This window comes from Bradyrhizobium sp. I71, assembly GCF_022354745.1.
Taxonomy (GTDB): Bacteria; Pseudomonadota; Alphaproteobacteria; order Rhizobiales; family Xanthobacteraceae; genus Bradyrhizobium; species Bradyrhizobium liaoningense.
In genome coordinates this window covers 1202260-1225095 of record NZ_CP059398.1, presented here as the reverse complement: position 1 = coordinate 1225095, position 22836 = coordinate 1202260, and the positions used below count along the sequence as shown (strand labels likewise).

The window sequence follows — 22836 nt, the reverse complement described above, 5'->3', positions numbered from 1 at the left end:
GGCATTCGAAGCACCATCACGGCGTCAGCACGGCTGCGCCGAGAATCTGGCCATTCCGCAACATGCCAAGAACCTCGTTGGCCTGATCGAGCGGAAACGCCGTCGTCTCGGTACGCACGCCGGCTTGCGGGGCGACCTTTAGAAAATCGAGGCCATCCTGCCGGGTCAGATTGGCGACCGAAACCAACTGTCGTTCCTGCCAGAGCAAGTCATAGGGAAAGCTTGGAATGTCGGTCATGTGGATGCCGGCGCATACGACGCGACCGCCTTTGCGGACGGCGCGCAACGCGGCCGGAACGAGCTCGCCGGCCGGTGCGTAGATGATGGCGGCGTCGAGCGGCTCGTCAGGCGCTTCGTCCGATGACCCCGCCCAGACTGCGCCGAGACGGCGTGCAAGGTCTTGTGCAGCGGCGTCGCCGCGTCGCGTGAATGCATGGACGGATCGTCCCTGCCAAACCGCGACCTGCGCAATGATGTGGCCGGCTGCGCCAAAGCCGTAGAGGCCGAGCCGGTCGGCGGGGCCGGCCAGAACCAGCGAGCGCCAGCCGATCAGCCCTGCGCACAGCAGGGGCGCAATCTCCACGTCGCTGCCGGCCTCACCGAGCGGAAAAGCGTAGCGTGCGTCGGCGATGGTGTGGGTCGCGTAGCCGCCGTCGCGCGTATAGCCCGTGAAGAGCGGTGCGTCACACAGGTTTTCCATGCCCTCCCGGCAGAATCGACATTTTCCGCAGGTGAAGCCGAGCCAGGGAATGCCGACCCGGTCGCCAGGCGCATGTGTTGTCACATTCGGCCCAACGAGGTCGACCCGGCCGACGATCTCGTGGCCAGGCACGATCGGATAACGAATATCGGGCAGCTCGGCATCGACGAGATGAAGATCGGTCCGGCATACGCCGCAGGCGCCGATCTTCACCCGGAGCTGACCCTCGCCGGGAATCGGGTCAGGCCGCTCCTCCATCTGGAGCCGCGCTCGTGGAGCCGGCAACACCATCGCACGCATGAGTCTCTCCGGGGCAAACCGCTCCGATTGAATTATTCATAGAATGACCAAGCGACCAGTCCTTGACGCCGGTCAACGCCTGTTCCCGGGTGACCGGATAGAGTCTTTTTGCGCTTGACGAGGATCAAGCGCCTCGACGCGCGCCGGCCTATCGTGGCGGCCCAGGAGAATGCGGATGCCCATCAAGGACGTCTTTCTGCCCCTTGTCGGCCAGCCGCGCGGACCGGCTGTGGTCGCGATAGAGAAATGCGTGGCCGTTGCCGCCGATCTCGGCGCCAGGATCACCGCGCTCGCGCTCGAGGAAGAAATCTTCGAGCGACCGAGGGTGATGCTGCCTTACGATCGCGATTCCGAGCACGCCGGCCCCGAAGCCGGCGACATGCAGCGGCTCCTGAATGCCTTCACCAGCGCAGCTTCCCGCGCCAACATTCGCGCCCAGAGCCGATCGGGCAAGGTGCCTGCGGATCAGATCGGCGCGATCCTGGCCGAGCATGCCCGCTTCAGCGACCTCACGCTGGTTCCCGTGAAACCGCACGACAGTCGAACAGAGGGCATTGTCGAAGCCCTCTTGTTCGGATCCGGCCGGCCGCTTCTGCTCTGTCCCGAACATCTCGCGGACGAACTTCGGCCTGAATTCGAAAACGTCATGATTGCCTGGGATCACTCTGCTCGCGCCGCGCGTGCGGTCGCCGACGCGTTGCCGATTCTTCGGGCTGCCACCTCGGTCCGCGTGGTGACCGTGGCGGACGACAAGACCGAGCCGGTCGTGCAATCCGGCACGGCTCTCGTCGATCATTTGAGGGAACATGGGGTCGATGCCTCGTTCGAAACAACGAAATGCGGCGGCAGCTCGATCGGCAAGGTACTGGGAAGCTGGGCGAATTCCCATGGCATCGATGCGATCGTCATGGGCGCCTATCATCATTCGCGCCTGAACGAGATCGTCTGGGGCGGTGTGACAAAGACCGTCATTGGCCAGCCACCGTGCTGGGTTATGATCTCGCACTAGGCTCCTTCTTTCGTCTTGATCGTCAACCAATCGGAACCGCCGCTGACCCGGCGCATTTTCTTTCATGTCAACCTATCGTCTGAACAACCTGCTGTCGCCGCGCTCGGTCGCGCTCGTCGGGGCGAGCGCTCGTCAGGGGTCCGTGGGACGCGCCGTCCTGGAGAACATTCGCAAGGCCGGATTCAAGGGGCAGTTTGGCCTCGTCAATCCGCGCCATGCCGAGATCGGCGGCGTCGCGGCGGTGAAGAGCCTGGACAGGCTGGACTTCGTGCCCGAGCTCGTGGTCATCACCGCCCCCGCAGGCGAGATTCCAGGCATTGTCGACCAAGCCGGGCGTCTCGGGTCTGCGGGCGCGCTGATCGTCTCGGCCGGGCTCGGCCAGGGACCGGGATCGCTGCACGAGGCCACAAGCACTGCTGCCCGAAAATACGGCATGCGGCTGGTCGGGCCGAACTGCCTCGGCATCATGATGCCCGGCGTCAGCCTGAATGCCAGTTTCGCCGCGCACATGCCGGGGGCGGGTAACCTCGCGCTGATCTCGCAATCGGGCGCAATTGCCGCCGGCATGGTCGATTGGGCCGCGCAGCGCGGCGTCGGATTCTCCGGCATCGTTTCTATCGGCGATCAGATCGACGTCGATATTGCCGATCTGCTCGACCATTTCGCGATGGATCACAAGACCCGCGCGATCCTGCTCTACATCGAGGCCATCAAGGACGCGCGCAAGTTCATGTCGGCGGCGCGCGCCGCCGCGCGCGTGAAGCCCGTCGTCGTGGTGAAATCCGGCCGCATGGCGCAGGGCGCGAAGGCGGCTGCCACGCACACCGGTGCGCTCGCCGGCGCCGACGCCGTCTACGACGCGGCGTTCCGCCGCGCGGGTGTCCTGCGGGTCTCCGATCTGCGCGAGCTGTTCGATTGTGCCGAGACGCTCGGCCGTGTCGAATCGCCGACGGGAAAGCGTCTCGCCATCCTGACCAACGGTGGCGGCATCGGCGTCCTTGCTATCGATCGATTGGTCGAACTCGGAGGAATTCCGGCAACCATCTCGGCTGAAGCGCGCAAGAAGCTCGATGCAGCGCTGCCGCCGACCTGGTCCGGTGCGAATCCCGTCGACATCGTGGGCGATGCCGACGCCTCGCGCTACGCGGTGGCGCTTGAGGAGCTGCTGGCCGATCGTGACAACGACGCAGTCCTGGTCCTCAACGTGCAAACGGCGATAGCCTCCGCCGCCGAGATCGCCACGACCGTGACGGAGCTCGTCAGAAAATATCGCGAGCAGCACCGCAGCTGGGCGAAGCCCGTATTGGCGGCCTGGGTTGGAGCCGATCAGCACATCATCCAGACACTCTCCAGCGCCGGTGTGCCGAACTATCCGACCGAGGACGACGCCGTGCGCGGCTTCATGTATCTGGTGCGGCACCGCGAGGTGGTGGAGGAGCTGAGCCAGGTTCCTCCCGCGATGCCCGATACCTTCGTTCCGGACGCCCGGGGAGCGAGGCAGATCGTCACCGCCGCGGTCGCGGATGGCCGTGAATGGCTCGAGCCCGTCGAGATCAAGCACCTGCTCGAAGCCTATGACATCGCGATGGTGCCGACCTATGCGGCGACCGATGTCGAGCAGGCGGTAGCCTATGCGAACGACATCTTCGCACAGGGCGACACCGTCGTGCTGAAGATCATGTCGCGGGACATCGTCCACAAATCCGACGTCGGCGGCGTCGTTCTCAACCTGACCACGCCTGAAGCAGTGCGAGTGGCCGCCACGGGCATTATCGCGCGCGCGAAAAAGCTGCGTCCGGAGGCGCGCATCGGCGGCGTCATCGTCCAGGCGATGGTCGTCAAGGCGAAAGCGCGCGAGCTGATCCTGGGCCTCGCCGACGATCCGACCTTCGGCACGGTCGTTGTTTTCGGCCGGGGCGGGACGGCGGTGGAGATCATCAATGACAAGGCGCTCGCGTTGCCGCCGCTCGATCTGCAGCTGGCCCGCGACCTGATCGAGCGCACGCGCGTGTCGCGGCTGCTCCGCGCTTACCGGGACGTGCCGGCTGTGAAGCCGGACGCCGTCGCCATGGTGCTGGTCAAGCTGGCGCAGATGGCGGCCGACATTCCCGAGATCCGCGAATTCGACATCAATCCGCTGCTGGCGGACGAAACCGGCGTGACCGCGGTCGATGCCCGCGTTGCGGTCGGGCCGCCGCAGCGGAAGTTTGTCGGCTCCGGCCCGGCCAATTTCGCCGTTCGCGCCTATCCGTCGCAATGGGAGCGCCGCCTCAAGCTCAAAGACGACTGGCGCATCTTCGTGCGGCCCATGCGGCCCGAGGACGAGCCGATCATCCACGAATTCCTGGGCCACGTCACCCCGCATGACCTTCGTCTGCGTTTCTTCGCACCGATGAAGGAATTCACCCACGAATTCATCGCACGCCTGACCCAGCTCGACTATGCGCGCGCGATGGCCTTCATCGCATTCGACGAGGCCACCGGCGAGATGGTCGGCGTCGTCCGGCTTCATTCGGACTCGATCTACGAGAGCGGCGAATACGCGATCCTGCTACGGTCCGATCTCAAGGGCAGGGGGCTCGGCTGGGCGCTCATGCAGCTGATCATCGACTATGCGCGGTCGGAAGGACTGAAGGTCATATCGGGCGACGTGCTCCAGGAGAACACCGTGATGCTCGACATGTGCCGGCAGCTTGGCTTCGAGGTCAAGCCGGATCCGGCCGAGCCTGACCTTTGCGACGTCAAGTTGAAGCTCTGAGCGTGCGCTGGAGCATGTCAGCGCAAGGTGCGAGGCTTCACAAGGTGCGGAGCTTCAAGAGCGCGCTTCGGCCGATGTTGCTTCGGCGGACGCCTTGGCCGGCGTCCGCAGGTTCTTGATGATGATTGCGATCAGCGGCAGCAGCACCGGCACGATCGTGCTGAGCGGATGATGCACCGCGCCCGTCACCTGGGCCTGGAGCGCGCGCGCCTCGAGCTGGAGGGCTTCGATCGAGGCGCCGTGAATTTCGTTGGCAAGCTCGATGTCACGTCCTGAGGGGGCGCGGCCGGCGATCACGAAGAGAACGGCCGCGATGACGAAATTGACGGCGCCGAGGATCGCAGCCGCGGCAATTGCGCTCCAGATCTGCACCAGCGCGAAATAGGCGGACAATTCCAGCATCAGGAGCCCGAACGCGGCGATCAGCGCCGCGAAGGCGCGCAGGCCGAGGCCGATCAGCAGATGGCGCAGCCTGATGTCTGCGATGATCCTGTCGGTACGCCACAGCACGCGCAGATGTTTGACGACGTTCTCGGTATTCACCTAGTGTCTCCTCAACATGAAGCCGACAACCACGCCCAGCGCGAAGGCGGAGGCGAGCGATGTGATCGGACGCTCCGCAACGAGGCCCTGGAGCTGTTCCTGCTCTTGTTCGACGGTCTCGCCGAGCTCGGTGAGCGCGGCCCTGATCTGATCGGCGAGCGCCTCGGCGCGGTCTTTCGAGCTCTCGAACATCTCCTCGCCGGCGGTGCTCAGCAGGCGTGTGACGTCAACCTTCAGCGCCCGCAGTTCTTCGCCCATCCTGTCACTGTCGAACATGGATCCGGTATCCTCGTTAAATCAAGGCAAGTCTAGGGCCCGCCGGTGCTATCGCGCTTGATTTGCGTCAAGAGGCAGGGCGTGATCGGGTCTTGAGACAGGTCAAACCGGCCGCCACATGCTAGCCTAGAAATGCCGGCTGAATGGGGACCGATTGTCCCGATGAGGTGGAAGCGTGAACCACGAACCGTTGCTGCTCGCGACGCCGTCCGGCGACGAGCTGAAATTGCGCCCTGAAGGGCCCTGGACTGCCGCCAATGTGGTGACGCTTGAAACTTTGTCCCGGTCGGTCGGAGGCGACGTCGACCGGTCGCGCGTCGTAACCCTGGACATGTCAGGCATCAGCGCGCTCGACACGCTCGGCGCCTGGGTCCTTGAAAAGCTGTCGCGCAGGGCCGCATCGTCAGGCAGATCGGCCGAATTCGTCGGCGTCGCCGACCATTTCAGTGGGCTGATGGACGAGGTGCGCCAGGTCAACCGCCACACGCCGGCCCCGGCGCCTGCGCCCAATCCGGTTCTGGCGAGGCTGGGCGATCTCGGCAAGTCCACGGTCGGGGCGCGGGAAGACATCACGATCTTCCTCCAGATGCTCGGCGCATTGTTCATGGCCGTGATCGGCGTGCTGCGCCGGCCGCGATCGCTGCGGCTGACGTCACTGGTCTATCAGCTCTACCGAATCGGGTGGCAGGCAATCCCCATCGTTGCGCTGATCACTTTCCTGATCGGCGCCATCATCGCGCAGCAGGGATTTTTCCACTTCCGCAGATTCGGCGCGGAGTCGTATACGGTCGACATGGTCGGCATCCTGGTGCTGCGTGAGCTTGGCGTGCTGATCGTCGCCATCATGGTCGCGGGCCGGTCGGGAAGTGCCTACACCGCCGAGCTCGGCTCGATGAAGATGCGCGAGGAGATCGACGCGCTCTCAACCATGGGGCTCGATCCCGTCGACGTCCTGATCCTGCCGCGCGTTGCCGCCCTGGTCATTGCTCTGCCGATCCTCACCTTCATCGGATCCATTGCCGCGCTCTATGGCGGCGGCCTCGTTGCCCAGTTCTATGGCGACATGGGACCGGCGATCTACATCGCGCGGCTGCATGAGGCCATTTCGGTCACCCACTTCGAGGTGGGCATCCTGAAGGCGCCATTCATGGCGCTGGTGATCGGGATCGTGGCCTGTAGCGAGGGATTGCGCGTCAAGGGCAGCGCCGAGTCGCTGGGGCGGCAGACCACGACGTCAGTCGTGAAGTCGATCTTCCTCGTGATCGTGCTCGACGGCCTGTTCGCTGTCTTCTTTGCCTCGATCGGAATGTGACGATGGACGGACCGCAAGACGAGTTCGCGATTCGCGTCCGTGACCTCGTGGTCGGCTTCGGCCGTCAGACCGTGCTCGACCATCTGTCGCTCGACGTTCGCCGGGGCGAGATCCTCGGGCTTGTAGGGGCGTCCGGCGGCGGCAAGTCGGTGCTGATGCGGACCATCATCGGCCTCATCCCGCGCCGCGGCGGGACCATCGAGGTCATGGGACAATCCGCCGGCGGCCACGGCCGGGGCGCAGCGATGGCATGGGGCATCCTGTTTCAGCAGGGCGCGCTGTTCTCCTCGCTGACGGTCCGCCAGAACGTCCAGTTTCCGCTCCGTGAAAATCTCGTCCTGTCGCAGGAGCTGATGGACGAGATCGCGATCGCCAAGCTCGAAATGGTCGGCCTGCGCGCCGAGGATGCCGACAAATATCCGTCGGAGCTGTCCGGCGGCATGACCAAGCGTGTGGCGCTGGCGCGCGCGCTCGCGCTCGATCCGCCGATCCTGTTCCTGGACGAGCCGACCTCGGGTCTCGATCCGATCGCCGCCGGCGATTTCGACGTGCTGATCAAGACGCTACAAAGGACGCTGGAGCTCACCGTGTTCATGGTGACCCATGACCTCGCGAGCCTGACCACGGTCTGCGACCGCGTCGCCGCGCTCGCCGACGGCAAGATCGTGGCGATCGGCCCGATGCGCGAATTGCTGCAATCCGAGCATCCCTGGGTGCGCGCCTATTTCCACGGCAAGCGCTCGCAGATGCTGCAACACGAGATGAGATGAGAGATGGAAACCCGCGCTCCCTACGTGCTGATCGGCAGTTTCGTGCTGGCCGCGATCCTCGCAGTGTTCGGCTTCGTCTATTGGCTGAACAACACCGGCGGCATCGGGCCGCGCACGAACTACCACGTGCAATTCCAGGGACCGGTGCCCGGCCTCCTGGTCGGCGCCGGCGTGCTGTTCAACGGCATTCGCGTCGGAGAGGTGACCCAGCTCGGGCTCGCGCCGGACAACCCGCGCTTCGTCAATGCGACGATCTCGGTTGCCACCGCGACGCCGGTCCGTTCCGACACCAGGGTCGGCCTCGAATTCCAGGGCCTCACCGGTGTGCCGGTGGTGACGTTGGAGGGCGGCGTCATCGTCGCCAAATCCGGTGAACCCGTGACCCTGATCGCGGAAGCCGGTGCCGGCCAGAGCATGACGCAGGCGGCGCGCGACGCGCTGCGGCGGGTCGACACGGTGCTTCAGGACAATTCCGGCCCGCTGAAGGACACCATTGCGAATTTCAAGACCTTCTCCGACGGGCTCGCCCGCAACACCGGCAAGATCGACGGGATTCTGGCGGGCCTCGAGAAGATGACCGGCGGCGGCACGCCCGCGCAGAAGGTCACCTACGACCTGCGCACGCCGCAGAACCTCGGCCCGGCCGGCAAGACACTGGCCGCTTCACTGGCGATTCCCGAGCCGACAGCGGTCGCAATGCTGCAGACCCAGCGGATGCTGTTCGCGCCCGCCGGGGACAGGCCGGGCTTTGGGGATTTCCTCTGGGCCGACAGCATTCCGAAACTGGTGCAGGCGCGCCTGATCGACAGCTTCGAGAACTACGACATCGCCCACGCCCCGCTGCGCACGTCCGACCTCGGGCAGGCGGATTACCAGCTCCTGATCGATATCCGGCGCTTCCGGATCGCCACGGAGGGTGAGATTCGGGCCGAGATCGGACTGTCGGCGCGGATCGTGGACAAGAACGGCAAGGTGATCGCCTCGCGCCTCATTGAGACCAGCGAAAAGCTCGACAAGGTCGAGCCGGCCGCGGCGGTCGCCGCCTTCGATGCAGCCTTCGCGCGCATCACAAAGGAGCTGATCGGTTGGACCGTGCAGGCGGTGTGAGGCCGACTATTCCAGCGTCTTCAGGTAGGACAGGAGGTCGTGGATCTGGTCCGGATTGAGCTCGAAGACCGGCATGTCGGCATGACCGGTGGAGATGCCCTCGGCCAGCGCCTCGCCCAGGCTGTCGATCGGATAGCGGCGATGCAGGGTACGCAGCGGAGGCGCGATCTCGACCGGGCTTTTGGAGACGCGGTCGATGGCGTGACAGCGTGCGCAATTGGCCTGAGCAAAGGCCTTGCCGCGCTTTTCGGCCGTGGAGGCCGCCAGCGCAGGCGTAGTCAGAAGCAGCCCGATCAGGCCGTGACGCAGAGCGCTTTGCAGCATGGAAGGTGATCCCGTCGAACCGTGGAGGGCAGAATAAGACGGGGATGCCACTCAAATTTGATCTGAGTCAATCGGCTTTGGCGCGATGCAGTAAAATGCAGCCGCGCGGTGGACTCGGCCTGGTGTCGGGGGCAGCCCGCGCGAGGAGCGGTGGATGAAGCCTTCCGTGGTCACGATTGAGCCGAACGGACATTTTTGCGACGATTGCGCCGTGCGCGGAGCTGCGGTTTGTTCGTCGCTGGATGCGGCCGAGCTCAGGGAATTCGAGCATCTCGGCCGCCGCGTCCATTTTGGCTCGGGCGAGACCGTGTTCTCCGAGGAGGAGATCACGACCTCATTCTACAACGTTCTCGAAGGCGTCATGCGGCTGTACAAGCTGCTGCCCGACGGCCGGCGGCAGATCGTCGGCTTTGCCTTGCCCGGTGACTTCCTGGGGATGAATCTATCCGGCCGGCACAACTTCTCGGCCGATGCGATCGGTGCGGTGACCGTGTGCCAATTCGCAAAGGCGTCCTTCAGCCGTTTCATCGAGGATCGGCCGCAGCTGCTCAGGCGAATCAACGAGCTGGCCATTCGCGAGTTGAGCCAGGCTCGCGACCATATGGTCCTGCTCGGCCGACGCTCGGCCGACGAGAAGGTCGCGACCTTTCTACTCGGCTGGCGTGAGCGGCTGGTCACGCTCAAGGGCCTCTCCGACACGGTACCGCTTCCGATGAGCCGTCAGGACATCGCCGATTATCTCGGCCTGACCATCGAAACAGTCAGTCGCACCTTCACCAAGCTGGAGCGTCAGGGCGTGATCGAGATCATCCACGGTGGCATCAGCCTGCTCGATCCGGCTCGCGTCGAGGCCATGGCTGCGGCCTGACCTCCTGTCCACAACGCCCCCGGGCGTTTGATCCCGATCAATGACGCCGGCCGTGCGTAGCAAAACAATGCCCCAAACAATCCGGGAGGAGCATGATGCCTGCTGACGCATTGCTGGTGACCATCGTCGTCGTCGCGATCTTCGTCGCATTTGCCGCGGCTCTGGCTTGGGCAGACCGGCAAACCAGCGCGGGCCGGCTCAATCCGGATACCAAGCCCTGAAGCTGAAGCGCCTCGGGTCTTCGTCCGCTTCCGGCGTGTCGACCGCCGACTCTTGCCGGGCCGGCGGTGACCGGCAGCTCGACGCAATCACAGCCTGTGCTGCCTGCAACTCTGCGTCAGCCGAGACGCATCCATGCATCCTTCGGATGTGAATTCTCGGCCGTACCACGTCCTTTTGATGGCATTTACCTCGAATCGCGCGCGTGCTTTCCGGTTGAAAAGCCTGATAACGTTGACTACGCAGGAACCCAGTGCCTCGTAGTCTTAGGAGCCCCGCGGCGTGCCTCAGGACAAGACCGGCGATCCCCGACAGTCGGCGGGCAGCAAATTATCGGTCCTGCGCAAGCACCCGATCTTCGCGGATCTGGAGCCGGAAGCGCTCGATCAGCTCTGCCGCTACGCCAAGCACACCACCGTCAAGCGCGGCGCGACGATCGCCGCCAAGGGCGATCCCGGCAACAGCCTGTTCGCGGTGGTCGCGGGGACGGTGAAGATCTCGTCCTCGTCGCCCGACGGACGGAACGCCATCCTCAATCTTATCGGTCCGGGTGAAATCTTCGGCGAGATCGCGGTGCTCGACGGCGCCCCCAGGTCGGCGGATGCGACCGCCAACACCAATTGCGAGCTCTACGTCATCGATCGCCGCGACTTCCTGCCCTTCGTCAAGAGCCAGCCGGCGCTGGCGATGAAATTCATCGAGCTGCTGTGCGCGCGTCTGCGCTGGACCAGCCAGCAGGTCGAGCAGGTGATCCTCCAGAATCTGCCGGGCCGGCTCGCGAGTGCGCTGCTCGGCCTCACCGAGGAGCGCAAGCTCGATTCCGGCAGCGGCACGCTCGCCATCACGCAGCAGGAAATCAGCGAGATGGTGGGGATGACGCGCGAGAGCATCAACAAGCAATTGCGCGTCTGGGCCGGACGTAACTGGGTTCGCCTCGAGCACGGCGCCATCGTGGTGCTGGATACGGACGCGCTGCGCGAGCTCGCCGAGAGCGGCCTCGACGACGACTGACGCCCCGGAGCCAAAGAATGGTGCGGAAAAGTGCGTAGCGCTTTTCCTAAAGCGCGATGACGAATCACCCTGATCGCATCGCGCTTTACTCGTCGATGATGGCGACCGCGCGGGTCCAGCCCGCGGACGCGCGCTCGATCTTCACCGGAAAGCAGGAGACCGTGAATCCGGTCGATGGCAGCTGGTCGAGATTGTGCAGCTTCTCGAGATGGCAATAGCCGATGTGCCGTCCCGCCTTGTGGCCTTCCCAGATCAGGCTGGCATCTTTCGTTTCGGCATACTTCCGCGCGGTGTAGACGAACGGCGCGTCCCAGCTCCAGCCGTCGGTACCCGTCAGCCGCACGCCGCGTTCGAGCAGGTACATGGTGGCTTCGTAGCCCATGCCGCAGCCGGAATTGACGTAGTCGGCCTTTCCGAACTTCGCGCCGGCGCTGGTGTTGACGACGACGATCTCCAGCGGCGACAGCGTATGCCCGATGCGCTTCAGCTCCGCCTCGACGTCGGCCGCACTTGCCACGTAGCCGTCGGGCAGATGCCGGAAGTCGAGCTTCACGCCGGGCTGCAAGCACCATTCGAGCGGTACCTCGTCGATCGTCCATGACCGCTCGCCGCGGTTCATGGTCGGATGGAAGTGCCAGGGCGCATCGAGATGCGTCCCGTTGTGGGTCGACAGCGAGACCTGCTCGACGGCCCAGCCCTGACCGTCAGGCAGATCCTGCGCCTTGAGGCCGTCGAAGAACTGCAGCATGCGCGGCAGCCCCTGCTGGTGATCGATATACTGGATCGTCGGGTGATTGCCCGGCGGATCGGCGGTCACGTCGTTCGTGAGCGGCACCGAGATATCGATCAGCTTCCGCGGCATGGCATTCCTCGAGATGGTCCGGAGTCTCCGATATCTTGAGGGGCCTTCATTGGTTGGGTCAAGTCACGTGCCGGCGACGTCAACGCGGTCCATCGCCTCCATGGATTGCGCAGATCGATGCAACTCTTGCATTGATCGATGCCGGATTTGGCTTGGACAGAGAATGCCGCCCGCCCTAGGGACGACATTGGCGCTTGACTTCACACCAGAAGGGGAGCGACCCAAGGCGGCCGAGCATCTGCCCCGACAACGACATAATCAATCCAGGAGGAGAGCCCAGATGAAGACACTCACCGGCATCATCACGGCCGTTGCACTGGCGGTTTCAGCGCCCCTGGCGACCGCACGCGACTTCCGTTCCGCCGACATTCACCCCGCCGACTATCCGACCGTCGAGGCCGTCAAGTTCATGGGCAAGCAGCTCGCGACGGCGAGCGGGGGCAAGCTCGGCGTGAAGGTGTTTCCGAACGGCGCCCTGGGCTCCGAGAAGGACACGATCGAGCAGCTCAAGATCGGCGCGCTCGACATGATGCGGATCAACGCATCGCCGCTCAACAACTTCGTGCCTGAGACCATCGCGCTGTGCCTGCCCTTCGTCTTCCGGGATACGCAGCACATGCGCACCGTCCTCGACGGGCCGATCGGCGACGAGATCCTGGCGGCGATGGAGCCCGCGGGATTGGTGGGGCTTGCCTATTACGACAGCGGCGCCCGGTCCATTTACACCGTGAAGGCGCCGGTCAAATCGCTTGCGGATCTGAAGGGTTTGAAGATTCGCGTCCAGCAGTCCGACCTGTGGGTCGGCATGATCCAGAGCCTCGGCGCCAACCCGACGCCGATGCCGTATGGCGAGGTCTATACCGCGCTCAAGACCGGCCTCGTGGACGCTGCCGAGAACAACTGGCCGTCCTACGAATCCTCGCGTCACTTCGAGGCTGCCAAGTTCTACAACATCACCGAGCACTCCCTCGCTCCGGAAGTTCTCGTGATCTCGAAGAAGGTCTGGGACACGCTGAGCAAGGACGATCAGGCCATGATCCGCAAGGCGGCCAAGGAATCGGTGCCCGTCATGCGCAAGCTCTGGGACGAGCGTGAGCAGGCCTCCCGCAAGACCGTCGAGGCCGCCGGCGTTCAGGTCGTCACGATCGCCAACAAGGCGGAATTCGTCGATGCGATGAAGCCGGTGTACCAGAAGTTCGCCGGCGACGAGAAGCTCCAGAGCCTCGTCAAGCGTATCCAGGACACGAAGTAAGACACGGCGGCGACCGGGTCCGGCGTCGCCGCGCGGCGGCACCGGACTCCGCATGGAGGCGCGGGATGACAGACCCACACGTCGCAAGCCACGAGCAGGGCGTCGTAGCGGCACGCCCGTCCACCGGCCTGCTGTCGCGGATCAACGCCCCCGTTGCGCGCGTGGGGATGTATCTGTCGGTGACCGGCCTGCTCGTCATCGTCACGATTGTCTTCTACCAGGTGTTCGGTCGTTACGTGCTCAACTCCAGCCCGACCTGGACGGAGAACCTGGCGCTGGTCCTGATCCTCTACGTCACGCTGATCGGCGCCGCCGTGGGCGTGCGCGATGCCGGGCACATCGGCATGGACAGTCTGCTGGTCATGCTTCCGGATCACGTGCGGGAGAAGATCGAGATCGTGATCCACGTTCTGGTCGCGATGTTCGGCATTGCGATGGCCTACAACGGCTGGATCCTCGGCGCGTCGGTCGGCACCGTGAAGATTCCCAATCTCGGTCTGCCTGAAGTCATCCGCTACGTGCCGCTGATCGCTTCCGGCGTCCTGATCCTCTCCTTTTCCATCGAGCACATCATCGCTCTCCTGCGCGGCGAAGAGGTCGTGCCCTCATGGAACTGATCATCCTCGGCGCCACTTTCTTCGGCTTCCTGATCCTCGGCGTCCCCGTCGCCTTTGCGATCGGCCTGTCGGCGATCTGCACCATCCTCTACGAGGGCCTGCCGGTCGCCGTCATCTTCCAGCAGATGATGTCGGGGATGAACATCTTCTCCTTCCTCGCCATTCCGTTCTTCGTCTTCAGCGGTGAGCTGATGCTGCATGGCGGTGTCGCCGACAAGATCGTGCAACTCGCCAAGAACCTCGTCGGACACATCCGCGGCGGCCTCGGCATGTCGAACGTGGTCGCCTGCACGCTGTTCGGCGGCGTCTCCGGCTCGCCCGTGGCCGACGTGTCGGCGATGGGCGCGGTGATGATCCCGATGATGAAGAAGGAAGGTTTCGACACCGACTACGCCGTCAACGTCACCACCCATGCCTCGCTGGTCGGAGCCTTGATGCCGACCAGTCATAACATGATCATCTATGCGCTGGCCGCCGGCGGCAAGGTCTCGATCGGCGCGCTGATCGCCGCGGGTCTGCTGCCGGCACTGGTGCTGATGGTGTGCATGCTGGTCGCCGCCTACGCAGTCGCGGTGAAGCGCGGCTATCCCGCCGGCAAGTTTCTGGGCTGGAGCGAGGTTTTCCGCTCGCTCGCGGCCGCGCTGCCGGGCCTTCTGATCGTCGGCATCATCCTTGCGGGCATCCTGTCCGGCGTCTTCACGGCAACTGAGTCGGCGGCCATCGCGGTCACCTACACGATCCTGCTGACCTTCTTCATCTATCGCACCATGACCTTGCAGAACTTCCTGCGGGCCGCGGCCAAGGCGGTGAAAACGACGGGCGTGGTGCTGCTGCTGATCGGCGTTTCCACGATGTTCCAGTACCTGATGGGACTCTACGAGGTTGCCGACCTTGCCGGCGAAATGATGAGCAAGGTCTCCACGCAACCCTGGATGATCTTCCTGCTCATCAACGTCATCCTGTTCGTGCTCGGCACGTTCATGGACATGGCGGCGACCATCCTGATCTGCACCCCGATCTTCCTGCCGATCGCGATGAAGGCGGGCATGGATCCCGTGCAGTTCGGCATGCTGATGCTGATCAACTGCGCCCTCGGGCTCAACACGCCTCCGGTTGGGACCACGCAGTTCGTCGGCTGCGCCATCGGCGGCATCTCGGTCGGTGCCGTGATGCGCACCATCCTGCCGTTCTATGCCGCGCTGATCGCAGCACTGATGTTCGTGACCTATGTCCCCGCATTCTCGCTGTGGCTGCCGCGCCTCTTGATGGGCTACAAGGGCTAGCAGTACCAGGGAGAAGCTATCAGTGACCGACTATCGCAAGCTCTTCGATCTCACCGGCAAGACGGCCGTGGTGCTCGGCGCCGCCTCGGGCATCGGCAAATCGTCGGCCGAGGCGCTGGCCGGGCTCGGCGCCCGCGTCGTCTGCGCCGATCGCGCGCTTGACGCTGCGGAGGCGACCGCCGCCGGCATTCGCGAAAAGAGCGGCTGGGCGGAGGCGGCTAGCTGCGACGCCGCGAGTGCTGCGGAGGTCAACGCGCTCGCCACAACCGTGATGCAGACGTTTCCGCGGCTCGACATCGCGGTGACGACGCCCGGGCTCAACATTCGCAAGACCATCCTCGACTACACCGAGGAGGATCTCGACCGCGTCCTCAACCTCAACGTCAAGGGCACGGTCTGGTTCTTCCAGGCCTTCGGTCGCATCATGGTCGAGCAGAAGGGCGGCAGCATTATCGCCTGCTCCTCGGTGCGCGCGGTCACCATCGAGCCGGGCCTCGGCGTCTACGGTTCGACCAAGGCAGCGATCGGCCTGCTGGTGAAGGGCTTTGCCTCCGAGGTCGGCCACGCCGGCGTGCGCGTCAACGCGATTGCGCCGAGCATCGCCGAGACCGCGCTGACCGGCCCGTTCAAGCAGCGTCCCGACATCTACGATCTCTATGCCGGCCACACCGTGTTCAACCGCTGGAGCAGTGCCGACGAGGTCGCCACGGCGGTGGCCTATCTCGCCTCGGATGCCGCGAGCTATGTCAGTGGCAGCACGCTGTTCGTCGACGGCGGCTGGACGGCGGTCGACGGCCCACCGACTGGTCTCACCCAACTGCACAAATAGGGAAGGCATTCGCTTCTCGCCGTAGAGCTGGCGGCACGCGCCCCTCGGAAATTGACCGGCGCGCAACCGCCGCTCTTGTCCCTGGCCAAGCCGTCTTCGCGGTTGCAGCAGGAACCCGTGGCGCGTGCGCTTTGTGCAAATCGCATGGGTCTTGCCGGATAAACGCGCTCGGCTGGCCGGTATTTTGGTGTTACGAACTGGGGCATGAACCAGCACGCCAAGATCGAAATCCGCCATTCGACCTGTCCGCATGACTGCCCCTCGGCCTGCGCCCTCGATGTCGAGGTGATCGAAGGCCGCAGCATCGGCCGCGTCCGCGGCTCGAAGCAGCAGACCTACACGGCCGGCGTCGTCTGCGCCAAGGTCGCCCGCTATGCCGAGCGCATCCATCACCCCGAGCGGCTGATGTATCCGATGCGCCGAACGGGTGCGAAGGGCTCAGGGCAATTCGCGCGGATCTCCTGGGACGAGGCGCTGGACGAGATCGCGCACCGTTTCAACGAGGCCGAGCGCGAGTTCGGCGCGGAATCGATCTGGCCCTATTACTACGCCGGCACGATGGGCCTTGTGATGCGCGACGGCCTCAATCGCCTCACCCATGTGAAGAAATATTCGCGCTTCTATCAAACGATCTGCGCCAACGTCGCGCGCATTGGCTACGCGATCGGCACCGGCAAGATCGCCGGCGTCGATCCGCGCGAGATGGCGCTGTCCGATCTCGTGGTGATCTGGGGCACCAATCCCGTCAACACCCAGGTCAACGTGATGACGCACGCCGCCCGTGCGCGCAAGGAGCGCGGCGCGAAGATCGCCGCGGTCGACATCTACGACAACGAGACCATGAAGCAGGCTGACATCAAGATCATCCTGCGCCCCGGCACCGACGGCGCATTTGCCTGCGGCGTGATGCATGTCCTGTTCCGCGACGGTTATGCTGATCGCGCCTATATGAACAAGTACACGGACTGTCCCGCCGAGCTCGAGGCGCATCTGAAAACGCGCACTCCGGAATGGGCGTCCGCCATTTGCGGCGTTCCGGTGGCGGAGATCGAGGCCTTTGCCAAGGCGGTCGGCGAGACCAAGCGGACCTTCCTGCGCCTTGGTTACGGCTTCACTCGCTCGCGCAACGGCGCGACGCAGATGCATGCGGCGCTGTGCATTCCCGCGGTGACGGGCGCCTGGCAATACGAAGGCGGCGGCGCGTTCTTCAACAATTATGCGCTGTGGCACTTCAACGAATCCATCATCGAAGGCCACGACGCGATCGACAAGTCGACGCGCGCGCTCGACCAGTCTCAGATCGGCCGCATCCTCACCGGCGATGCCGAAGCCCTGCAAGGCAAGGGCCCGGTCAAGGCGATGCTGATCCAGAACACCAACCCGATGACGGTCGCGCCGGAGCAGGCGCTGGTGCGGCAGGGTTTTGCGCGCGAGGATCTGTTCGTGGCGGTGCACGAGCAATTCATGACCGAGACGGCCCAAATGGCCGACATCGTGCTTCCGGCGACCATGTTCATGGAGCACGACGATCTCTACTACGGCGGCGGCCACCAGCACATCTCGGTCGGACCGAAGCTGATCGATCCGCCCGGCGAATGCCGCTCCAACCACGAGGTCTTGCAGGCGCTGGCGCCGCGGCTCGGCGCGAAGCATACGGGTTTCGAGATGACGCCGCGCGAATTGATCGATGCGACGCTGAAGCTGAGCGATCACGGCGACATCGCCGGCCTCGAAGCCGATCTCTGGCGCGACCTGCAGCCGGATTTCCGCACCTCGCACTATCTCGATGGCTTTGCTCATGCCGACAAGAAGTTCCACTTCAAGGCTGACTGGGCGCATCCGCCGTTCGGTGTGACCATGGGCGATGTCGACAAGATGCCGGCGCTGCCGGACCATTGGGCGGCGATCGAGCACGCTGATCAGGCCCACCCATTCCGGCTCGCGACCAGCCCCTCGCGGAGCTTCCTCAACACCACGTTCAACGAGACGCCGTCCTCTCAGGCGCGCGAGGGCAAGGCGAGTGTGATGATCCATCCCCTGGATGCGGCCGCGCTCGACATCGCCGATGGCGACGCCGTGACGCTCGGCAACAGCCGCGGCGAGACCACGCTGGTCGCAACGCTGTTCGAGGGCGTGCGGCGCGGTGTGCTGATCGCAGAGTCCGTTCATCCCAACAAGAACCACATCGGCGGCCGCGGCATCAACACGCTGACGGGTGCGGACACGATCGCGCCGATCGGCGGGGCCGCGTTCCACGACAACAAGGTCTGGATCAGGAAAGCGGTCGCCTGAGCGGCGCGCACCGCTATCGGCTCGCAATTTGTGTCGAGGCGCTAAAGCAGCGGCGCGCCGCAGTTTGCGCTTGCACCTCCTGCCCGAGCTGCCGCAAATGGCTGCAAGCGGAGCCAAGGAAGCGAGCGTGCCATGACCGACACAACAGCCGTCATCACCGAAAAGCGCGGGCAGGCGTTCTGGATCGTCATCAACCGGCCGGAGAAGCGCAACGCGCTGAACGGCGACGTGATCGCCGGCATCAGCAAAGGCTATCGCGACGCGCATGAGGACAAGGACGTCCGCGTCATCGTGCTGACGGGCGCCGGCGACAAGGCGTTCTGCGCCGGAGCCGACTTGCAGAACTCCGGCGCGGCTTTCGCGATGGATCATTCCAAGCCAAATGTCGACTATGCCGATCTGTTGCGTCTCTCACAGAACGCGACCAAGCCGGCGATTGCGCGGGTCGGTGGTGTCTGCATGGCCGGCGGCATGGGCCTTTTGTGCATGACCGATATGGCGGTCGCGGCCGATCACGTCGTCTTCGGCCTGCCGGAGGTGAAGGTCGGCGTCTTCCCGATGCAGGTGTTGAGCCTGCTCCAGAGCATCGCGCCGCCGCGCCTCGTCAACGAATGGGCGCTCACCGGCGAGCCGTTCGACGCCAAGGCCGCACAGGCCGCGGGCCTCCTCAACTACGTCGTGCCCACCGCCGAGCTCGACGCCAAGGTCGATTGGCTGATCGGCCGCATCGTCGACAAATCGCCGACCGCGATCCGCCGCGGCAAATACGCCATGCGGGCGATTGCCTCGATGTCGTTCGACGAGAGCATCGCCTATACCGAAAGCCAGATCGCACTGCTGGCGATGACCGAGGACGCCAAGGAGGGGCTGAAGGCGTTCAGCGAGAAGAGGAAGCCGGTCTGGACGGGACGGTGAGAGAAGGCTGCTGGCTGATCCGTCATCCTGAGGTGCGAGTGGCGCGGTGCGTCTAGCATCGCGCCGGGAGCCTCGAAGGATGCACGGCCGAGATGCAGCCGGGCCGTCGCCCTTCGAGGGCCGCTGAAGAAGCGGCCACCTCAGGGTGGCGGTGATGGTTCAATGTGATGCGCTCTGGGACGACTACCCCGCGTTCGCCTTCAATCCCGCCGCCTGGATGCCCGCCACCGCGCAGGCCTCGTCATTGTCGGAGGTATCGCCCGACACGCCGACGGCGCCAGCCAAGGTCGCGCCGTCCATGATCAGCACGCCGCCGGGCACCGGCACCAGCGCACCCTTGGCCATGGTGTTCACGGCATCGATGAAATAGGCCTGCTCCTGCGCACGCTGGAACAGGGCCCGCGAGCCCATGCCCATGGCGAGCGCGCCATAGGCCTTGCCATGGGCGATCTCGGCGCGCATCAGGCTGGTGCCGTCCTGCGCGGCCGCAAGCTTGAGCACGCCGCGCGCGTCCAGGATGGTGACGACCAGCGGCTTCAGCTTGAGCTCGCCGGCCTTTGCGAGGGCGGCGTCGAGGATCTTGCGGGCGGTGTCGAGGGTCAGTTCAGCCATGGCTGGTTTCCTTTGCGGCTTGAGAGGTGGAATGGGTTTCGGCGCGATCGAGGCTCATCGCCAGCACGCGCGCGACGTGAAGTGCCTCGCGTTGGGTGCCGTCATGGATCTGGTGCCGGCACGAGGTGCCGTCGGCGACGACCAGCGTATCTGGGTCCGCGCGCCGGACGGCAGGCAGCAGCCACAGCTCGGCCATCTCGATCGAGGCGTCATAGGTGTCCGCGCCGTAACCGAAGGCACCCGCCATGCCGCAGCAGCTGGACTCGATGGTCTCGACCTTCAGGCCGGGGACGAGGCGCAGCACCTGCGCGACCGGCTTGAAGGCGCCGAAGGATTTCTGATGGCAATGGCCGTGCACAATGGCTTTGTCGGCGACGGTCCCGAGCGGCAGCTGCAGACGGCCAGCCTCGGCCTCGCGCACCAAAAATTCCTCGAAGGTGAGGGCATGGGCACTGATGGCCTTGGCATCGTTGTCCTTGCGCAGCGAGGCGAGCTCGTCGCGCAGCGTCAAGAGGCAGCTCGGCTCGAGGCCGACGATCGGCACGCCGCGCGCGGCGAAGGGCGCGAAGGCGGCCACGAGGCGATCGAGCTCAAACTTCGCTTCGTCGACGAGGCCGGCGGAGAGGAACGTGCGGCCGCAACAGAGCGGCCGGCCGCCGCGCGCAGGCTTCGGCAGATGCACGCGATAGCCGCCGGCCACCAAAACGCGGAGCGCCGCGTCGAGATTTTCGCGCTCATAGATGCGGTTGAACGTGTCGGCGAACAGAACGACTTCGCGGCCGGCGTCCGGGCCGACGCTGTCGGCCGGCGGCTCGAACACGTCGCTGCGGAAGGCGGGCAGGGCGCGGCGCGCGCTGATGCCGGCGAAGCGCTCGAACAGCTTTCGCAAGAGCGGGCTGCGGTTGCGCAAATTCGAAAGCGGCGCAAAGCGCGACGCGAGGCCGGCATAGCGCGGGAGATAGCCGACGAGCCGGTCGCGCAGCGTCAGGCCGTGCGTGGTAGCGCGCGCGGCGAGCACCTCGATCTTCATCTTGGCCATGTCGACGCCGGTGGGGCACTCATGGCGACAGGCCTTGCAGGAGACGCAGAGCTTCAGCGTCTCCATCATCTCGTCCGACGCCAGCGCGTCGGGGCCGAGCTGACCCGAGATCGCGAGCCGTAGCGTGTTGGCGCGCCCTCGCGTGACGTCCTTCTCGTTGCGCGTCGCGCGGTAGGACGGGCACATCACGCCGCCCTCGAGCTTGCGGCAGGCGCCGTTGTTGTTGCACATCTCGACCGCGCCCTGGAAACCGCCACCCGCGCCGGGATAAGCGGACCAGTCGAGCCTGGTTTTCAGCTCGCCGGCGCGATAGTCCGGCCGGTAGCGGAACAGCGAACGGTCGTCCATTTTGGGCGCATCGACGATCTTGCCGGGGTTGAGGACGCCGGCGGGATCGAAGCGCCGCTTCACTTCCTTGAAATCGGCGACGAGGCGCCCGCCGAACATGGTCTCGTGGAATTCCGAGCGCACCAGCCCGTCGCCGTGCTCGCCGGAATGCGAGCCCTTGTACTCGCGCACCAGCGCGAAGGCTTCCTCGGCGATGGCGCGCATTGCCTTGACGTCCTTGTCCAGCTTCAGGTTCAGCACCGGACGCACATGCAGGCAGCCCTCCGAGGCGTGCGCATACATCGTGCCGCTGGTGCCGTGCCTGGCGAACACCTCGTTCAACCGCGCGGTGTAATCGGCCAGATGCGGCAGCGGCACGGCGCAGTCCTCGACGAAGGAGACCGGCTTGCCCTCCTGCTTCATCGACATCATGACATTGAGGCCGGCGGCCCGGAAATCGGCGATGCCGCCCTGTAGCGCGGGCTCGGTAATCTCGACCACGCCGCCCCATTTGCGCGTGTCGTTGTTCCAGCCGAAGCCGAGATCGCCCATCAGCTCGCCGAGCTGCTTCAGACGGAGGAGGTTGTCCGCCTGGTCTTCCTCGGCGAACTCGACCACCAGCACGGCATCCGGATCGCCCTTGATGGCCGCGGAGATGATCGGCCGGAACATCGCGATGTCGCGGCCGAGCGCGATCATGGTGCGGTCGACCAGCTCGACCGCGATCGGCTTCAACTTCACCAGATGCTGGGCCGCGTCCATGGCCTCGTAGAAGCTGCCGAAATGACAGATGCCGAGCGCCTTGTTGCGGATCACGGGCCACAGCTTCAGTTCGACCTTGGTGGTGAAGGCGAGGGTGCCTTCGGAGCCGACCAGGAGATGTGCCATGTTGTTCGGCGCATTGCGCGGCACCAAGGCGTCGAGATTGTAGCCGCCGACGCGGCGCTGCACCTTGGGGAAGCGAGCCGCGATCTCGTCGGCCTCGCGGGCCCCGAGATCGAGCATGTCGCGGAACAAGGCGCGGGTGCCGTCCCCGGCTTTGAGATCGGAGAGATCGCGCGACACCTCGCCGAAGCGGCTCAGAGTGCCGTCGGCGAGGGCGGCCTCCATCGACAGCGTGTTGTCGCGCATGGTGCCGTAGCGCAAGGAGCGGCCGCCGCAGGAATTGTTGCCGGCCATGCCGCCGATGGTGGCGCGCGAGGCGGTGGAGACGTCGACCGGAAACCACAGGCCGTGCTTCTTGAGCTGGCGGTTGAGGTCGTCGAGCACGATGCCGGGTTCGACCACGCAGGTGCGGCCTTCGATGTCGAGCGTCAGGATCCGGTTGAGATGCTTGGAGAGATCGACCACCAGGCCGTCGTTGACGGTCTGGCCGCATTGCGAGGTGCCGCCGCCGCGCGGGGTGACCTTCAGCCCCTCGCCGCGGGCAATCGCCAGCGCCCGCAGGGCCTCGTCCATGGTCTTGGGCACCACCACGCCGGCCGGCATGATCTGGTAGAACGAGGCGTCGGTAGCGTATCGGCCGCGGCTGAAGGGGTCGAACAGGACGTCGCCGGTCAGTTCCGACCGCAGGCGCCGTTCGAGCGAGGAGGCGTTTGTCATCCCTGATCC

The 22836-nt window shown here is 65.1% G+C and carries 21 protein-coding genes; 14 read left to right on the top strand and 7 right to left on the bottom strand.

Annotated elements, in window-relative coordinates:
• Nucleotides 1-16 precede the first annotated feature (16 nt).
• A complete protein-coding gene (locus FJV43_RS06025) occupies nt 17-1000 on the bottom strand; it encodes a zinc-dependent alcohol dehydrogenase family protein (protein WP_239625380.1) in 984 nt (327 codons plus the stop codon).
• A 175-nt stretch (nt 1001-1175) separates the two neighbouring features.
• Here FJV43_RS06025 and FJV43_RS06020 point away from each other — a divergent pair, with 175 nt between their 5' ends.
• Together FJV43_RS06020 and FJV43_RS06015 are read left to right on the top strand one after the other, a co-directional pair.
• Nucleotides 1176-2009 carry a universal stress protein gene (locus FJV43_RS06020; protein ID WP_239625378.1) on the top strand — a complete coding sequence of 278 codons (834 nt, stop codon included), beginning with the start codon at nt 1176-1178 and terminating at the stop codon, nt 2007-2009.
• A gap of 64 nt (nt 2010-2073) precedes the next feature.
• The gene (locus FJV43_RS06015) at nt 2074-4767 is read left to right on the top strand and encodes a bifunctional acetate--CoA ligase family protein/GNAT family N-acetyltransferase (protein ID WP_239625376.1); all 2694 of its coding nucleotides are present in this window, start codon (nt 2074-2076) and stop codon (nt 4765-4767) included.
• Nucleotides 4768-4821: 54 nt separating this feature from the next.
• Here FJV43_RS06015 and FJV43_RS06010 read toward each other — a convergent pair whose 3' ends face one another.
• Together FJV43_RS06010 and FJV43_RS06005 are read right to left on the bottom strand one after the other, a co-directional pair.
• The gene (locus FJV43_RS06010; protein WP_239625375.1) at nt 4822-5310 is read right to left on the bottom strand and encodes a phage holin family protein; all 489 of its coding nucleotides are present in this window, start codon (nt 5308-5310) and stop codon (nt 4822-4824) included.
• Nucleotides 5311-5586 (bottom strand): hypothetical protein, encoded by a 276-nt coding sequence (locus FJV43_RS06005; protein WP_035704954.1) that lies wholly within the window; start codon nt 5584-5586, stop codon nt 5311-5313.
• A gap of 175 nt (nt 5587-5761) precedes the next feature.
• On the opposite strand from FJV43_RS06005, the gene FJV43_RS06000 reads away from it, so the two are divergent.
• The 3 genes from FJV43_RS06000 to FJV43_RS05990 are packed head-to-tail and all read left to right on the top strand — an operon-like array spanning nt 5762 to nt 8775.
• Nucleotides 5762-6898, top strand: coding sequence for an ABC transporter permease (locus FJV43_RS06000; protein WP_028181563.1), 1137 nt, complete (start codon nt 5762-5764; stop codon nt 6896-6898).
• 2 nt (nt 6899-6900) lie between these two features.
• Nucleotides 6901-7668 (top strand): ATP-binding cassette domain-containing protein, encoded by a 768-nt coding sequence (locus FJV43_RS05995; protein WP_239625373.1) that lies wholly within the window; start codon nt 6901-6903, stop codon nt 7666-7668.
• A gap of 3 nt (nt 7669-7671) precedes the next feature.
• Nucleotides 7672-8775, top strand: a complete 1104-nt coding sequence (locus tag FJV43_RS05990) for an MlaD family protein (RefSeq protein ID WP_239625371.1) — start codon at nt 7672-7674, stop codon at nt 8773-8775.
• 6 nt (nt 8776-8781) lie between these two features.
• Here the strand turns inward: FJV43_RS05990 and FJV43_RS05985 are convergent, their stop codons facing one another.
• Nucleotides 8782-9099 carry a cytochrome c gene (locus FJV43_RS05985; RefSeq protein WP_239625369.1) on the bottom strand — a complete coding sequence of 106 codons (318 nt, stop codon included), beginning with the start codon at nt 9097-9099 and terminating at the stop codon, nt 8782-8784.
• Nucleotides 9100-9253: 154 nt separating this feature from the next.
• On the opposite strand from FJV43_RS05985, the gene FJV43_RS05980 reads away from it, so the two are divergent.
• The 3 genes from FJV43_RS05980 to FJV43_RS05975 all read left to right on the top strand — a co-directional run bounded on the left by FJV43_RS05980 (nt 9254) and on the right by FJV43_RS05975 (nt 11197).
• Complete coding sequence (locus FJV43_RS05980) at nt 9254-9967, top strand: helix-turn-helix domain-containing protein (RefSeq protein WP_131873074.1); 714 nt, start codon at nt 9254-9256, stop codon at nt 9965-9967.
• Nucleotides 9968-10059: 92 nt separating this feature from the next.
• Nucleotides 10060-10188, top strand: coding sequence for a hypothetical protein (locus tag FJV43_RS37145; protein WP_256457747.1), 129 nt, complete (start codon nt 10060-10062; stop codon nt 10186-10188).
• A 280-nt stretch (nt 10189-10468) separates the two neighbouring features.
• Nucleotides 10469-11197, top strand: a complete 729-nt coding sequence (locus FJV43_RS05975) for a Crp/Fnr family transcriptional regulator (protein ID WP_028181558.1) — start codon at nt 10469-10471, stop codon at nt 11195-11197.
• An 85-nt stretch (nt 11198-11282) separates the two neighbouring features.
• Here FJV43_RS05975 and FJV43_RS05970 read toward each other — a convergent pair whose 3' ends face one another.
• Nucleotides 11283-12059 carry a cyclase family protein gene (locus FJV43_RS05970; protein ID WP_239625367.1) on the bottom strand — a complete coding sequence of 259 codons (777 nt, stop codon included), beginning with the start codon at nt 12057-12059 and terminating at the stop codon, nt 11283-11285.
• A gap of 280 nt (nt 12060-12339) precedes the next feature.
• On the opposite strand from FJV43_RS05970, the gene FJV43_RS05965 reads away from it, so the two are divergent.
• The 6 genes from FJV43_RS05965 (at nt 12340) to FJV43_RS05940 (ending at nt 19247) form a co-directional block, all read left to right on the top strand.
• A complete protein-coding gene (locus tag FJV43_RS05965; RefSeq protein ID WP_239625365.1) occupies nt 12340-13311 on the top strand; it encodes a TRAP transporter substrate-binding protein in 972 nt (323 codons plus the stop codon).
• 65 nt (nt 13312-13376) lie between these two features.
• A complete protein-coding gene (locus FJV43_RS05960; protein ID WP_239625363.1) occupies nt 13377-13928 on the top strand; it encodes a TRAP transporter small permease in 552 nt (183 codons plus the stop codon).
• Nucleotides 13919-15211, top strand: coding sequence for a TRAP transporter large permease (locus tag FJV43_RS05955; protein WP_239625361.1), 1293 nt, complete (start codon nt 13919-13921; stop codon nt 15209-15211). The genes FJV43_RS05960 and FJV43_RS05955 overlap by 10 nt, the downstream gene beginning before the upstream one ends.
• A 22-nt stretch (nt 15212-15233) precedes the next feature.
• Nucleotides 15234-16040: an SDR family oxidoreductase gene (locus FJV43_RS05950; RefSeq protein WP_239625360.1), complete on the top strand. Its 807-nt coding sequence runs from the start codon at nt 15234-15236 to the stop codon at nt 16038-16040.
• Nucleotides 16041-16244: 204 nt separating this feature from the next.
• A complete protein-coding gene (locus FJV43_RS05945; protein WP_239625358.1) occupies nt 16245-18332 on the top strand; it encodes a molybdopterin oxidoreductase family protein in 2088 nt (695 codons plus the stop codon).
• A 132-nt stretch (nt 18333-18464) separates the two neighbouring features.
• Nucleotides 18465-19247, top strand: coding sequence for an enoyl-CoA hydratase/isomerase family protein (locus FJV43_RS05940; RefSeq protein ID WP_239625356.1), 783 nt, complete (start codon nt 18465-18467; stop codon nt 19245-19247).
• 183 nt (nt 19248-19430) lie between these two features.
• Here the strand turns inward: FJV43_RS05940 and FJV43_RS05935 are convergent, their stop codons facing one another.
• Nucleotides 19431-19859: a heme-binding protein gene (locus FJV43_RS05935; protein ID WP_239625354.1), complete on the bottom strand. Its 429-nt coding sequence runs from the start codon at nt 19857-19859 to the stop codon at nt 19431-19433.
• Nucleotides 19852-22827 (bottom strand): FAD-binding and (Fe-S)-binding domain-containing protein, encoded by a 2976-nt coding sequence (locus FJV43_RS05930; RefSeq protein ID WP_239625353.1) that lies wholly within the window; start codon nt 22825-22827, stop codon nt 19852-19854. The genes FJV43_RS05935 and FJV43_RS05930 overlap by 8 nt, the downstream gene beginning before the upstream one ends.
• Nucleotides 22828-22836 lie beyond the last annotated feature (9 nt).